Raw genomic sequence first — 13,797 nt, 5'->3', positions numbered from 1 at the left:
CTGTTTAATAGTGGGCGGATCCTATCACGAACGAGCGTCCGATCCTTTTCGGCGGCATCCGATGCGGACAGAGAGAAAGTCGAATGCGGGGTAGAATTTCGCACTGAATTTCGCTGAATACGAATCCTAAACGAGCCTTATATGACAAGCGCCAAGCTGTACCTCGACGTGTGGTCCGATTTCGTCTGCCCATTCTGCTATCTGGAAGTGCCGGTGATCGAGCAGTTTCAGAATGCTTTTGGCGACGCCGTCGAAGTGCGCTGGCACGCGTTCGAACTGCGCCCCGAACCTACGGCGTTAATCGATCCGGATAGCGACCTTCTGCACGAGACCTGGGAAAACTCCGTTTATCCGATGGCCAACGAACGCGGTTTGCTGTTGCGCCTTCCGCCGGTTCAACCGCGCAGCCGCAAGGCATTCGAGACCGCATTTTTCGCGCGTGAATCGGGTCGCTTCGACGTCGTGCATCGTGCGATCTTCAAGGCATATTTCGAGGATGGCATCGATATCGGCGACACGGATGCGCTGCTGGATATTGCCGCCACGTGCGGCATCGATCCGGAATCGCTGGAAGAGGCGTTGCTCGGCGACGAGCTCACCGACGCGGTTATCGAAGACGAAGAGTTCGCGACCAAGCTCGGTGTGACCGGCGTGCCGTTCTGCGTGTTGTCGCGCGACGGCGTGGGCACCGAGGAACCGCCGCCGCCCATCGCATTGCGCGGCGCGGCGCCTATCGAACACTTCGAGGCGGCAGTCCAGCGCCTTTTCCCGGATGGGTTTCCGGGCGCTTGAGCATGTTTTAAGCGGCCCTTGCAGGTCGAATCAGGACACGATTCCCGTCGCGACATCGCGCGCGGCGGACGCCGTCGATCCCGTCAACACGCCCTCTATTGCTTCCAGCACCGACGCCACATTCGGCGGCGCATGCTGGTCGCCGACCGAAATCGAATGCGTCGACGATCCAATGCCGAAATGCTCGCGCGACGTTGCCGTAAAGATCATCACCGTGGGCCGGCCCAGCGCATACGCCAGATGGACCAGGCCGGTGTCCATGCCCACAACGAGCGCCGACGCCTCGATGCACTGCGCGCACTCGGTCACGGTCAGCTTCGGCAAGACGATCGCGCCCGGCACAAGGGCCGCTATCTGCTCACCCTCCCGGCGCTCGCCTTCCGTTCCCCACGGCAGTGCGATTCGATAACCGCGCGCCGTCAGCGAACGCCCCGTCTCGGCCCAGCGGTCGATCGGCCACTTCTTTTCATCGGCTGATGTAGCGTGGAAAAGCATCGCGATGGGCGCGTCCTGCGGAAGCTGCAGCGGCGTGGCTGCCGGCGGCAAACGAAGATTGAAGTCAGGGGTTTCATCGAAGGTATAGCCGAGCGCGTCGGCCACGCTCACGCGCATGCCCCGCCACGCATCGGTTCTCGGTCGTGGCCCAAAGCGCTTGTTGTAGGCAAAGGCCGCGCCGAGCTCGCCAAGGTCCTTGTTCTTGTACCCATACCGCTGCCGCCCGCGAGCGATGAACGCAATGATCGCGCTCTTGTACACGCCATGGATATCGAGAATCACATCGTACTTTTCGGCCCGCAACTCTCCGATAGACGCAGCGATGTCTTTCAGATCAGCCCAGCTTCGCGCTTTCTTGAACTTGCGCAGCGGCGCGCTCAACACGCGGTTGACCGCCGGATTCCAGCGAATGATGTCGGCGAAAGCCGCGTCTGCCGCCCAGTCGATCTTGGCGGACGGAAATGCACGGCGAAGATCGGAGACAACCGGCTGCGTCTCTACGATATCGCCCAACGATGTCACCTTGACAATCAGGATTCGCTTCATGGGGATGCTATGGGACCTTTTGTTTCATCGGCACACTGATTCAGGCGGGAGCGCATAAGCCACAGTGCCGGACGGCTGGCTCGCTTGACCCGTAAAGGCTTCGACAGATCGAAAGCCGTTCGGATCATGAGCGATTTAATAGCCGGAATTCTATAAATTGGCGTAGAGCCGCGCTGTCAGTATTGGTAAGTTCTGCACTGCGCGTTCTGCCGGAATTATCCGTCGAATTAACGGTTTTCACTACTATTTCACGGTCTTTCATGAACAAGGCGCCGAACACGCCGGCGCCTTGATGTTGAAATCCGCATTAAAACCCGCGTTATCGACTGGCCGTGCAACTGGCCGCGAAATACCAAAACTCAGAGCGTTTTGGCACCGAACGTGTCGCACTGCCCGAGATCGCCTGTCGCCAGTCCACGATTCAACCAACGCTGCCGCTGCGCGCTCGTGCCATGTGTAAACGCCTCAGGAACCACGCGTCCTTGCGTCTCCTTCTGCAGCCGGTCGTCGCCTATGGCGCCCGCCGCATTCAGCCCTTCCTGGAAGTCACCGGGCTCGATCAGCTTCGCGTTGTTCTTTTGCGCCACGTTGGCCCAGACGCCCGCGAAACAATCGGCCTGCAACTCCACGCGCACCGACAACTGGTTGGCCTGTTCCCGCGACATCCGTTGCCGGGCGGCATCGACTTTATTCATGATGCCCAGCACGTTCTGCACATGGTGGCCAACCTCGTGCGCGATCACATAGGCCTGCGCAAAATCTCCACTCGCGCCGAAGCGATCGCGCAACTCCTGGTAGAACGATAAATCGATATACACCGTGCGGTCGTTCGGGCAGTAGAAAGGCCCCATGGCTGACTGCCCGGTGCCGCACGCGGTCGCGGTGCCGCCGGAGAAGAGGACGAGCTTGGGCGCCGGGTAATCCTGGCTGTAGCGGGTCCGGAAAATCTGCTGCCACGTGCGCTCGGTGTTGCCGAGCACCCGGCGCACGAACACTGCGTCTGTATCGTTCGCGCTTGCCTGGGGCTGAGTGCGCGGATCCATCTGCCGCTGCTGCGTTTGCGGCTGGCTGTATGAACCACCCTGCCCGATGGAACCCCCGCCCAGGATCAGCATGGGATCGATACCGAAAAAGTACGCGGCCGCCAGCGCGATAACAATCGTGCCGATACCAATCGAGCGCCCTCCGCCGATGCGAAATCCGCCGCCCCCGCCGCCGGCCCCACGCCGGTCCTCCACATTGCGGCTCTCTGCTTCGTCGTCAAGACGCATGGTTTTCTCCCGTCACGGTGGTTGTTGGCTTTGCTGCAGAGCAGTTATTCCGGGCAGGAAAACGTCTGCGATGTTGTTCCGCCATGGTACCCGGCGCAGGCCAGCACGCCAGCGAAGAATCTCGCCAATAAAACGTCGCGCACGTAACGCATCTCGCGTCATCTCAATGCGGCCCGCCTTGTTTGATGCAGTGCGGTCGATTGTCGCGGAATTAACGCATCGGCATTTTCGGGCACTAATGAAATCGTTTTATAAAGTTACGTGTAAACAGTGAGTTACCGATCAATCATCTCAAAAATTGCGACATTTCCGCACATTCTCGCTTCCTTCCGCGCCGCAGCATTCATCTTAAAAACTAGCTTAGAGTCACTTCCGTTGTACTCAATCCAACCAACCAGCGCCCGCCCGCGAGCTCGTTTCGAGTGCGCCCGCGACGGCTGCACGACCTGCCATGCATGCCACTCAGCAAGCGCTCGATCTAGCGCGTATCCAGTTCGCTTTCACGGTTTCTTTTCACATCGTTTTCCCGGCGCTCAGCATTGGACTGGCGAGTTTTATCGCCGTGCTCGAAGGCGCCTGGCTCAAGACCGGTAAGCCGGTCTACAAGGAGTTATGCCTGTTCTGGTCGAAGGTGTTCGCCGTCGCATTCGGCATGGGCGTGGTGTCCGGTGTCGTGATGAGCTACGAATTCGGCACCAACTGGGGAGGGTTTTCGAGCTTTGCCGGCCCGATCACCGGTCCGCTGCTCGCCTATGAAGTGATGACCGCGTTTTTCCTGGAAGCGGGATTCCTCGGCATCATGCTGTTCGGCTGGAACAAGGTCGGATCGAAAGCGCACTTCGGCGCCACGCTGATGGTCGCCATCGGCACGCTGATCTCGACCTTCTGGATTCTCGCATCGAATAGCTGGATGCAGACGCCGCAGGGATTTCGCATTGAAGGTGATCATGTTGTGCCGGTGAGCTGGTTCAAGATCATTTTCAACCCGTCGTTTCCGTACCGGCTTTCGCATATGGCAATCGCGGCGTTTATTGTCGCGGCGCTGGTGGTGGCGGCAACGGCTGCCTATCACTTGCTGAAGGGACGCAAGGATCCAGCCATCAGGAAGATGTTTTCGATGTCGCTCTGGCTGCTGCTCGTGCTCACTCCGCTTCAGGCTTTAGTCGGCGACCAGCACGGCCTCAACACACGCGAATATCAGCCGGCGAAGATCGCGGCTATTGAAGGCCTGTGGAACACCGAGAAAGGCGGCACTGCACTGAACCTCTTTGGCATCCCAGACATGGAAGCCGAAACCACGAAATACGCCGTGTCCGTTCCGCATCTGGGCAGCCTGATCCTGACGCATAGCTGGGACGGTGAAATCCGCGGCCTCAAGTCGTTTCCGAAAGAGGATCGGCCAAATTCAACCATCGTGTTCTGGAGCTTCCGGATCATGGCCGGGCTCGGTGTCCTGATGATCCTGATGAGCGCTGCCGGCTTCGTACTACGAAGGAAAAACAAGCTCTTCGAATCGAAGATGTTCCAGCGCTTCGTGCTCGCGATGGGACCGACCGGCTTCATCTCGCTGCTCGCCGGTTGGGTAACGACCGAAGCGGGTCGCCAACCGTGGGTTGTCTACGGCGTGATGCGCACGGCGCAGGCTGTGTCGCCGGTCAGCGCGCAGCAAGTGGGCGTGACGCTGCTGATCTTCGTGATCGTCTACACGCTCGTGTTCGGTACCGGCATCTACTACTTGCTCAAGCTGCTTAGAACCGGCCCGGCATTGCCCGGCATGACCACGCACGCACCGAGCATGGACGACGACAACCATACCGCGCGCCGGCCGCTGTCCGCCGCGACGCATTCAATCGAAGGAGCCTGAGATGGATTTGTCCTTAACGTGGGCCGCGATCATCGCGCTGGGCGTGCTGATGTATGTCGTGCTGGACGGCTTCGATCTTGGCATCGGCATCCTGTTTCCGTTCTTCCCTGAAGAGCGTGATCGCGACGTCATGATGAACACCGTCGCGCCGGTTTGGGACGGTAACGAAACCTGGCTCGTGCTGGGCGGCGCGGGCCTGTTCGCGGCGTTCCCCATGATCTATTCGACCGTGCTGTCGGGGCTTTATCTGCCGTTGATGTTCATGCTGGTCTGCCTGATCTTTCGCGGCGTCACGTTCGAGATCCGCTCGAAGGCAACTCGCACGAAGCACATGTGGGATCTTGCGTTTATCGGCGGATCGGCGGGCGCGACGTTCTTCCAGGGCGTGACGCTGGGCGCATTTCTCAATGGCATTCCGGTCGCGGACGGCCGTTTTTCCGGCGATGCCTTCACGTGGTTCACGCCCTTCAGCATGTTCACCGGACTCGCGCTGGTGGTCACCTATGCACTGCTCGGCTGCTGCTGGCTGATCGCGAAAACGGAAGGCGATTTGCAGCGACGGTTTTACCGCATTGTGTGGCCGCTGACGCTGCTGCAGCTTGGGACTATCGCGGTCGTCAGCATCTGGACGCCGCTGCAGGACGCGGGCATTGCCACGCGCTGGTTCGATACCCCCTGGTTCTATCGATTCCTGCCGGTGCCTGTGCTTGTGGTCGCGTGTGCATGGCTGATGCGCCGGTCCATCCTTTCACGGCACGAAACGCGGCCGTTCATGATGGCGCTGGCGTTCGTGCTGCTCGGTTATAGCGGCCTGGTGGCGAGCATATCGCCCCATGCCATCTTCCCCGGCGTGACGCTCTGGGAACTCGCGGCTCCGCACTCTAGCCAGATGTTCACGCTCATTGGCGCGGCGGTGATCTTGCCCGTGATCATCGCGTACACGACGCTGGGTTACTGGGTTTTTCGCGGCAAGGTGCGCCATGGCGAACATCACTATCACTGAGACCGGTACAGAGACCGATATCAAACGCCGCAGGGGTGCGCGGCTCAGGAGCACGTTGTGGTTCGTCGCGCTCTGGTGTGTAGGCGTGGGCGGCGCGATGCTGCTTGCGCTGCCGTTCAAGCTGCTGATTCAGGCGGCTGCGCGTTAAAGCGTGGAAGAGGCAATCGGGTCAATCCGACCTCCCCTGACGCTCACGAAAAGAGGCCGGTTTCAACTCGCGTTGTAACCGGCCTCTCGTGTGTTGGACCTACGAGTTACATCACCGGCGGCTAGAACCCCAGCGCCACTGCAAGCAGCCCCGCAACGATCCCGAACGCCACCACCGCGAGGGCCACGAACGTCAGCACGCGCGGCGGAAAAGAACGGCCGAGCATGGCGACCGATGGCAAGCTGACCGGCGGCAGCGTCATCAGCAATGCGCCCGCGGGGCCGGCTGACATGCCGAGCGAGAGCATTGCCTGGATGATCGGCACTTCGCCCGCTGTCGGGATCACGAACAACGTGCCGGCAATAGCGAGACCCGCAATCCACAGCGCGCTATTGTCAATATTCGGACCAATATGCGGAAACAACCACGCCCGCGCCGCGCCGAGCACCAGCACGAGCACGATATATTCGGGCACAAGCCGGATCGTCATGCGTCCGAGAATGCGAATCCAGCGGGTGAACGCCGTGCCCGGATCTTCCGCTGTGACCAGCTTCGCCATCTCGCTGCGTGACGCTTCGGCTTCCTTCGGCGTCACCATCCGGTTCACGGCGTAACCCAGGCCGAACACCATCAGGATTCCCAGCGCGAGCCGCAGTCCCATCCATTGCCAGCCAAGCACGAAGCCCATGAAAATCAGCGTGGCCGGGTTCAGCACCGTGTTACCGAGCCAGAATGCGATAGCCGCTCCCGGCGCCGCCTGACGCGCCCGCAGGCCGGCCACGACCGGCGCCGCGCAGCAGGTGCACATCATGCCCGGCAGCGACATCAGGCCACCAGTCACCACGCTGCCAAAGCCGCTCTTGCCGAGCGCGCGCGCCACCCATTGCGGCGGAATCAGCGCCTGCACCGCCGAGCCGAGCAGGAGACCCAACACCATCGCCTGCCAGATTGCCTTGCCATAGGCGACGGCATAGTCGATAGCAGCCTGCCACGACGGCGCGGGCGCGCTCGCGGCGGTACCCATCACGATTGATTTACCGATGGAATGTTGACTGGCCGCCACGAAGGCGCGGTTGTAGTAAGGAAACCATTTGACGTAAAACAGGCCTACGACCGCGATCAGCAGGAACGTGACCCAGCCGAGCGTGACGCGTGGTTGTCGAAGAGTGGATTGCATGGTCTTGGGTAGTTTGTTTGTTGTACTGGAATGAAACAGCGTCAGGCCGACCCGATGGGCGGCTTTTCAGTCTGAACCTGCCGCGTGGTATCTAGCCGTGCCAGCAGCGCCCTTGCCTGCCCGACCACATCGGCGTCGTTCGGCCGGAACAGCATGTGCGTGGCGTACGGCAATTCGCTGAAATTCTGACGGCTGCTGCGTGAATAGGCCGGATCGTAATGCAGGTCGATCAGTTCGCGGGCCAGCTCAGCTTCTCGCCCCGCGTCAATCAACGCATGCCAGCCGCTCACCCGCTCGCGGCTATGCAGGCCGATCAGTCGCGACAGTTGCAGCTTGAACGATTCCGGATGTTGGAAAAGATGCGCGTAGTCATGCAGCAAGAACGCGGCGCGATCGTCGCGGCTTGCCTCGACCTCGACACATGCGCCGCGGTGAAACGACTCCAGCAGCGCCAAGGGCAAAGAGATCGCGCCGATCCGCCGGCTCTCCGCCTCGACGAACACCGGCCGGGCCGGATCGAAACCGCGTAGCGTGCAGACCAACAGCGTATCGAACCATTTCTGCGATGGCTGCTGCTCGCCCGGCAACGCACCGAGCAAGGAGCCGCGATGCGCCGCCAGTTGTTCCAGGTCCAGCGTCTGTGCACCAGCCTCGTGCAATGCGTGCAGCAGACGCGTTTTGCCGCTCCCGGTGGGGCCAGTGAGCACGATGTACCGGAACCGGGTGGGCAAATTATCGAGCGTATCGAGCGTTGAGCGCCGATAGGTTTTATACCCGCCTTCCAGCTGCCGCGCCTGCCAGCCGATCATGCTGAACACGGTGGTGACGGAACCGGACCGGGTACCGCCGCGCCAGCAATAAATCAGCGGGCGCCAGTTGCGCGGCCGGCCGGCAAAGGTCGTGTCGAGGTGCTGCGCGATATTGCGCGCGACCAGCGCCGCGCCCACGCGGGACGCCTCGAACGGCGACACCTGCTTGTACATCGTACCGACCAGCACCCGCTCCTCATTGCTCAGCACGGGGGCATTGAGCGCGCCGGGGATATGATCGTCCGCGAATTCGAGCGGCGTGCGGACGTCGATGATCTCGTCGAAATCCGCCAGGCGATCGAGGGAAACAAGCAGGTTTTTCAAGGTGCGGCGCGCGAAAATGCCCGGATTGGGAAAGCGGGATTATCGCACGCGGGAAATCGGGCAACGGTGCGCCCGGGCGCGCGGCCCAGATCGGATATTCGGCAAGGACACTCCGTCTGATTCGTTTAAATTACCGCGTCCGCATTTTTGACCGTTAATTGTTTCGCCGCATACTTCGGGTTAACGCCCGGATCGACCGCGGGCGCCGATCGCCAGCGAAGGACGCGGCTCAACCCGCGCAAGACGCCTGCCGGATGCCAGATGCCGGATTCGTCGAGCCGGCCAGCGAGCGCGGAGTAAGTGCCTGGAGGGGCCTTGGAACAAGGATCACGCAATGAGCTATAACGAGACCATCGGTCTGCGGACTTACCGTTTCGACGACCTGAAGACGCTGCTGGCGAAAGCCAGCCCGCTGCGTTCCGGCGACCAGTTGGCAGGCGTGACAGCTCATACCGAAGAAGAACGCGTGGCGGCTAAGATGGCGCTGGCGCAAGTACCGTTGCGCGCCTTCCTCAACGAAACCGTGATCCCCTACGAGATTGACGAGGTCACGCGTCTGATCGTCGACGATCATTCTTGCCAAGCTTTCGCCGAGATTTCGCATCTCACCGTGGGCGATTTCCGCAATTGGCTGCTGGCAGACACCACCGATTCCGGCGCGCTAAGCCGCGTGACGGCGGGACTGACACCGGAGATGGTCGCGGCCGTATCGAAGCTCATGCGCAACCAGGACCTGATCCTCGTCGCGAAAAAGCGGCCGGTCATCACGCGTTTTCGCAACACGATCGGCTTGCCCGGACATTTGTCGGTGCGCCTGCAGCCGAACCATCCGACCGACGACGTCAAGGGCATTGCCGCGTCAATGCTTGACGGCCTCATGTACGGCTGCGGCGACGCGATGATCGGTATCAATCCGGCATCGGATTCGTTGAGTGCGATCACGACGCTGCTCGTGATGATCGACGACTTCCGGCAACGCTATGAAGTCCCGACGCAATCATGCGTGCTCACGCATGTGACCAACACGATTGCTGCAATCGAGAAAGGTGCGCCCGTCGATCTCGTGTTCCAGTCGATTGCGGGTACCGAGAAAGCGAACAGCAGTTTTGGTGTCTCGCTGGCGCTGCTTCAGGAAGCGCATGAAGCGGGTTTGTCGCTAAAACGCGGCACCGTTGGCCGCGACCTGATGTATTTTGAAACTGGCCAAGGCAGCGAGTTGTCCGCCGACGCTCATCACGGTGTCGATCAGCAGACCTGCGAAGTCCGCGCTTACGCGGTCGCGCGCAAGTTCAGCCCGCTACTGGTCAACACGGTGGTCGGCTTCATCGGCCCCGAGTATTTGTACGATGGCCGGCAGATCATTCGCGCGGGACTGGAAGATCACTTCTGCGGCAAGCTGCTCGGCGTTCCCATGGGTTGCGACATCTGCTACACGAATCACGCTGAGGCCGATCAGGACGACATGGACAACCTGCTCACGCTGCTGGGCGTGGCCAATGTCAATTTCATCATGGGCATTCCCGGCTCCGATGACGTCATGCTGAACTATCAAAGCACGTCATTCCACGACGCGCTGTATGTTCGCAATGTGCTCGGCTTGCGGCGCGCGCCGGAGTTCGAGGCGTGGCTTGAGGCGATGCGAATTGCCGGTCCACAAGGCGCTTTGCTGAACCAGTCCGCATCACAACCGCTGCTCGAATGGATGAGTGCCTGATGGCCGATTTCTACGATCCTCCCTCTTCCGTCAGCACCAACCCATGGGACACGCTGCGTCGTTTCACCAACGCGCGCATTGCGTTAGTCTTACTGTGTCATAAAAATAACGATATTCGTCTGCATTATCGTAGATAATAAGGATTCCATATCTACCGGCGGACTGCAATGGAAAATCTGGAGAAGTTCGATCGCTACATTGAGCATCTGTGCGCAGGGTTAGAGCATAAGGATCGAAACGCCGGATTGCAGGACTATTGTCGCGGGTTGATGCTGCCGATCCATCGCAAGAGCGTTGAGCCCCTGGCAGCGCATACCGATCCGCTGCACGTCGCAGCCAAGCATCAGTCACTGCATCACTTCGTGGCCAAGGCCGGATGGTCCGACAGCGCCGTGATGACGCGCATCCGAGACTGGGTTGTGCCGCACCTTGGTCTGGACAGTGGCTGCTACTGGATCGTTGATGACACAGGATTCCCGAAGAAGGGTAAGCACTCGGTCGGGGTGGCGCGGCAATATTGTGGCCAGCTCGGGAAACAAGATAACTGCCAGGTGGCCGTCAGCCTGTCGTTGGCCAGCGTTCAGGGCAGTCTTCCGGTTGGCTATCAACTGTATCTGCCCAAGGACTGGGCGGCTGACCTCGAGCGCCGGAAGAAAGCCGGGGTGCCCGACGGTGTGACGTTCGCTACCAAGCCTGAAATCGCTCTGGCGCAAATGCATGAGGCGCTCGCCTCGGGCGTGCCCATGGGCGTGGTGCTGGCCGATGCCGGGTATGGCGATGAAACCGCCTTTCGCGATGGCATTACTGAACTGGGCATGCTGTATGCCGTCGGTATCAGGCCGGCAACCACGGTATGGGCGCCGGGCACCGCACCCTTGCCACCCAAGCCCTGGAGCGGTCGCGGCATACGGCCGACGAAGCTGCGCCGTGAGCCGGGTCACGAGCCGGTGTCGATCAAGGCATTGGCCATGGAGTTGCCGCAAGAGGCCTATAGCGCGCTCACCTGGCGCGAAGGTACCAACACGGATCTATCCTCGCGTTTCGCCGCTGTGCGGGTTCGTCCTGCTCACCGCGATTACCTGGGCACCGAGATGCGCGCCGAGGAGTGGCTACTGATCGAGTGGCCCGAGGCAGAAGCCGAGCCGGCGAAATACTTCCTCTGCACGGCGCCGTCCGAGGCCACCCTGGAACAACTGGTCTTCGTCACCAAGATGCGCTGGCGTATTGAACGAGACTACCAGGAGCTCAAGCAGGAGTTCGGCCTCGCGCATTACGAGGGCCGCGGCTGGCGCGGCTTCCATCACCATGCCACGCTGTGTATTGCGGCTTACGCCTTTCTCGTCACCGAGCGGCTCAGTCAGGGCGGCGCAAAAAAAAACCGCGCTCAACCAGAAGCGGCTTCCCTACCCGAAGGTTACCTCCCTCGCGGCAGCCGGACGGGTCCAGCGCCACGTGCCTGACTCGATTTCGACGCTGCGGCTACTCATCGCTCGCGCCATCATCCACAGACTCAGCCGGTGTCCATGCTGCTGGGATGTTAAGTTACATTTATGACACAGTAAGATTAGGACGAGCGGGCAGCAGCCTGCCGACGGCGCCTCTGCTAGCGTTTAATCTTTCGCATGCGCAAGCCCGCGACGCCGTGCATCAACCGCTCGATGTGGCTGCGCTGCATGCATTGCTGAATGCCGCCGGTTTTGAAACGCTCGACGTGGAAAGCGCCGCGCCTGATCGCGAGCACTACTTGCGGCGACCTGACCTGGGACGAAAGCTGAACGACGAAAGTACCTCGCGAATGCATGATTACGCGGCCGCAGCGGCCGCGGCGTTCGATGTCCTGTTCGTGGTCGCCGATGGTTTGTCTGCCTACGCCGCTGCGCGTCATGCCTTGCCGCTGCTCGAGCGCATGCGCTCGAAGCTGGCGGGCCTGAACATCGGTCCGATCGTCGTCGCAAGGCAGGCGCGGGTCGCGCTCGGCGATGGTATTGGCGAGATTTTACGGGCGCGCATCGTGGTGATGCTGATTGGAGAACGGCCGGGTTTGAGTTCGCCCGACAGCCTCGGCATCTACCTGACGTATGAACCGCGCATTGGTAAAAGCGATGCGGAGCGTAACTGTATTTCGAACGTGCGCCCCGAAGGTCTTGCCTACGATCCCGCAGCGTTCAAGCTGCATTACTTGCTGACTGAAGCAACGCGTCTGAAGCTAACGGGCGTGAAGCTCAAAGACGATAGCGACGCGTTGTTGCCTGCAGCGGAGGAATCGGGCTCGATGATGGATCGTTAAGGCGAAGGGCAGCGAGGCGGCGGTCATCGCACGCGGCGCATGCAGGGGCGTCGTTGCGCGATACCGTTGCTTCGCTCCACCGGTCTGGCGGATAGACCTTGTCGGCTTATATCATTCACTGATACGACATGGTGAAGGTCGCTTTTCCATTCACCGATCCGCTGCCGATCTTGCCAGTGCGGATGTATCGGGCCGTTAGCGGAACGCTAAGCACGCCGCCCGTGGTCGGCACGGGCATCAACACAAACTGACCCGGGTTTCCCGGTACCGACGAGTCAACACCGAAATTGACGGGCGTAGCGTTATAGAGAATTTGATAACCGATACCTTGCGCGGTCGAATCCGGACTGAGCGACAGCGTTGTCGTGGTATTCAAGGGCGTGCTTACGTCGGTTAGCGTTGTGTACACCTTGACGCCCGGGTCGCAATTCAGCCCTGTTGCCAGGCTCGTTTCACCATCGGTGGATCCGACCTTCGGTAATCGGTAGGTGTAGGTCTTCGGCATCGTTACGGCGATGGCCGGTGTCGTGACCGTGCAGGCGGCGACGGCGAATGTGCCGGTTGCCGAACCGGAAAACACGTTAGCCACAGCACCTTTGAGCGGAATGTATTGCCAAATACTCACTGCTGGAATTGTCGTAAGATTTCCAACCGCTGCATTGCCGACCTTTATGAAGTAAGCCGTGTAGTTCAAGCCAAACGTTTGTATCTCTCCGGTCGCTGACGCTTTCACCGTGCAGGAGATCGTTCGAGTTATTGTTAGTATTGGCGACGGCCAGCCTCCCGAATAAGGTGAGCAAGAGGTATTTGGTCCATTTCCGCGATGTATCGAACCGCAATGCCAGGAATATTCGTTTGATAGTAGTTAGTAAATCCAGGCACCTCTACGCCGGTAGGAGCGTTTGTATATACGCTCATCGAGTACGCGGTTACATCGGAGACGCAGCTGATTTGCACCAGGGTCGAGTAAGGCGGGCTTTGTGTGCCTATCGGGTGTCACGTGGAAACAGATTTGCCGTGACGGCTGGCGCATAGTTGGTGCCGCCCGCGATGGTACATAGAGTGGGGGCAGCATTTGCTGCAGTTACGCCGAACAGTAGCTGCAGCAGCAGAAATACAAGTAACGAGAGTTTCTTCAACATGGGATGAGTCTTCTAAAAAGAGAATCGAGAGGCGGTTAGCCTGGCAATTCAGCCCCCACTAATCGCACACTTCAACGCTCCACATGCACAGGGATCGTTGCACCCGCCGTCGTACTTTTCGAAATCGCCATTTCACTTCCCAACACGCAATGCGACTGCAACGATAAATACCCGGGGTTATAAGCCTTCGCATCTTTCTTCGGCAGCGTATAAGCAATCCGGCAC

Annotated in this window: 12 protein-coding genes; 7 read left to right on the top strand and 5 right to left on the bottom strand. The window is 60.1% G+C overall.

Annotated elements, in window-relative coordinates; all coding sequences use genetic code 11:
* Positions 1-141 precede the first annotated feature (141 nt).
* Positions 142-792 (top strand): DsbA family oxidoreductase, encoded by a 651-nt coding sequence (locus ACSQ83_RS05845; RefSeq protein WP_414954320.1) that lies wholly within the window; start codon positions 142-144, stop codon positions 790-792.
* A 30-nt stretch (positions 793-822) separates the two neighbouring features.
* Here ACSQ83_RS05845 and waaC read toward each other — a convergent pair whose 3' ends face one another.
* Together waaC and ypfJ are read right to left on the bottom strand one after the other, a co-directional pair.
* Positions 823-1,833 (bottom strand): lipopolysaccharide heptosyltransferase I, encoded by a 1,011-nt coding sequence (waaC, locus tag ACSQ83_RS05840; protein WP_436227503.1) that lies wholly within the window; start codon positions 1,831-1,833, stop codon positions 823-825.
* Positions 1,834-2,192: 359 nt separating this feature from the next.
* Entirely contained in the window at positions 2,193-3,104 is a 912-nt protein-coding gene (gene ypfJ / locus ACSQ83_RS05835; protein ID WP_436227502.1) for a KPN_02809 family neutral zinc metallopeptidase, read from the bottom strand.
* A gap of 451 nt (positions 3,105-3,555) precedes the next feature.
* Here ypfJ and ACSQ83_RS05830 point away from each other — a divergent pair, with 451 nt between their 5' ends.
* The 3 genes from ACSQ83_RS05830 to ACSQ83_RS05820 are packed head-to-tail and all read left to right on the top strand — an operon-like array spanning position 3,556 to position 6,119.
* Positions 3,556-4,968, top strand: a complete 1,413-nt coding sequence (locus tag ACSQ83_RS05830; RefSeq protein WP_436227501.1) for a cytochrome ubiquinol oxidase subunit I — start codon at positions 3,556-3,558, stop codon at positions 4,966-4,968.
* A 1-nt stretch (position 4,969) separates the two neighbouring features.
* Positions 4,970-5,971, top strand: a complete 1,002-nt coding sequence (gene cydB / locus ACSQ83_RS05825; protein WP_436227500.1) for a cytochrome d ubiquinol oxidase subunit II — start codon at positions 4,970-4,972, stop codon at positions 5,969-5,971.
* A complete protein-coding gene (locus ACSQ83_RS05820; RefSeq protein ID WP_414954315.1) occupies positions 5,949-6,119 on the top strand; it encodes a hypothetical protein in 171 nt (56 codons plus the stop codon). The genes cydB and ACSQ83_RS05820 overlap by 23 nt, the downstream gene beginning before the upstream one ends.
* A gap of 121 nt (positions 6,120-6,240) precedes the next feature.
* On the opposite strand, the gene ACSQ83_RS05815 is transcribed toward ACSQ83_RS05820, so the two are convergent.
* The gene (locus ACSQ83_RS05815; RefSeq protein ID WP_436227499.1) at positions 6,241-7,296 is read right to left on the bottom strand and encodes a permease; all 1,056 of its coding nucleotides are present in this window, start codon (positions 7,294-7,296) and stop codon (positions 6,241-6,243) included.
* 41 nt (positions 7,297-7,337) lie between these two features.
* Positions 7,338-8,429: a tRNA 2-selenouridine(34) synthase MnmH gene (gene mnmH, locus ACSQ83_RS05810; protein ID WP_414954313.1), complete on the bottom strand. Its 1,092-nt coding sequence runs from the start codon at positions 8,427-8,429 to the stop codon at positions 7,338-7,340.
* Between the two features lie 334 nt (positions 8,430-8,763).
* Here mnmH and ACSQ83_RS05805 point away from each other — a divergent pair, with 334 nt between their 5' ends.
* From ACSQ83_RS05805 to eutC, 3 genes are all read left to right on the top strand, one after another.
* Positions 8,764-10,143, top strand: a complete 1,380-nt coding sequence (locus tag ACSQ83_RS05805; protein WP_436227498.1) for an ethanolamine ammonia-lyase subunit EutB — start codon at positions 8,764-8,766, stop codon at positions 10,141-10,143.
* A gap of 167 nt (positions 10,144-10,310) precedes the next feature.
* Positions 10,311-11,603: an IS701 family transposase gene (locus ACSQ83_RS05800; protein ID WP_436227497.1), complete on the top strand. Its 1,293-nt coding sequence runs from the start codon at positions 10,311-10,313 to the stop codon at positions 11,601-11,603.
* A 74-nt stretch (positions 11,604-11,677) separates the two neighbouring features.
* Positions 11,678-12,430, top strand: coding sequence for an ethanolamine ammonia-lyase subunit EutC (gene eutC / locus ACSQ83_RS05795; protein ID WP_436227496.1), 753 nt, complete (start codon positions 11,678-11,680; stop codon positions 12,428-12,430).
* Positions 12,431-12,545: 115 nt separating this feature from the next.
* Here eutC and ACSQ83_RS05790 read toward each other — a convergent pair whose 3' ends face one another.
* The gene (locus tag ACSQ83_RS05790; RefSeq protein WP_414954310.1) at positions 12,546-13,055 is read right to left on the bottom strand and encodes a fimbrial protein; all 510 of its coding nucleotides are present in this window, start codon (positions 13,053-13,055) and stop codon (positions 12,546-12,548) included.
* Positions 13,056-13,797 lie beyond the last annotated feature (742 nt).

The organism is Caballeronia sp. LjRoot29, assembly GCF_964252755.1.
Classification (GTDB): Bacteria; Pseudomonadota; Gammaproteobacteria; order Burkholderiales; family Burkholderiaceae; genus Caballeronia.
This window is presented reverse-complemented; position numbering and strand designations above follow the sequence as displayed.

What these genes read in the sequence shown, in the direction of transcription:
- ACSQ83_RS05820 (WP_414954315.1), top strand. Translation starts at nt 5,949, where the DNA reads ATGGCGAACATCACTATCACTGAGACCGGTACAGAGACCGATATCAAA.
- eutC (WP_436227496.1), top strand. Translation starts at nt 11,678, where the DNA reads ATGTTAAGTTACATTTATGACACAGTAAGATTAGGACGAGCGGGCAGC.
- ACSQ83_RS05805 (WP_436227498.1), top strand. Translation starts at nt 8,764, where the DNA reads ATGAGCTATAACGAGACCATCGGTCTGCGGACTTACCGTTTCGACGAC.
- ACSQ83_RS05815 (WP_436227499.1), bottom strand. Translation starts at nt 7,296, where the DNA reads ATGCAATCCACTCTTCGACAACCACGCGTCACGCTCGGCTGGGTCACG.
- ACSQ83_RS05800 (WP_436227497.1), top strand. Translation starts at nt 10,311, where the DNA reads ATGGAAAATCTGGAGAAGTTCGATCGCTACATTGAGCATCTGTGCGCA.
- ypfJ (WP_436227502.1), bottom strand. Translation starts at nt 3,104, where the DNA reads ATGCGTCTTGACGACGAAGCAGAGAGCCGCAATGTGGAGGACCGGCGT.
- ACSQ83_RS05830 (WP_436227501.1), top strand. Translation starts at nt 3,556, where the DNA reads ATGCATGCCACTCAGCAAGCGCTCGATCTAGCGCGTATCCAGTTCGCT.
- ACSQ83_RS05845 (WP_414954320.1), top strand. Translation starts at nt 142, where the DNA reads ATGACAAGCGCCAAGCTGTACCTCGACGTGTGGTCCGATTTCGTCTGC.
- waaC (WP_436227503.1), bottom strand. Translation starts at nt 1,833, where the DNA reads ATGAAGCGAATCCTGATTGTCAAGGTGACATCGTTGGGCGATATCGTA.
- cydB (WP_436227500.1), top strand. Translation starts at nt 4,970, where the DNA reads ATGGATTTGTCCTTAACGTGGGCCGCGATCATCGCGCTGGGCGTGCTG.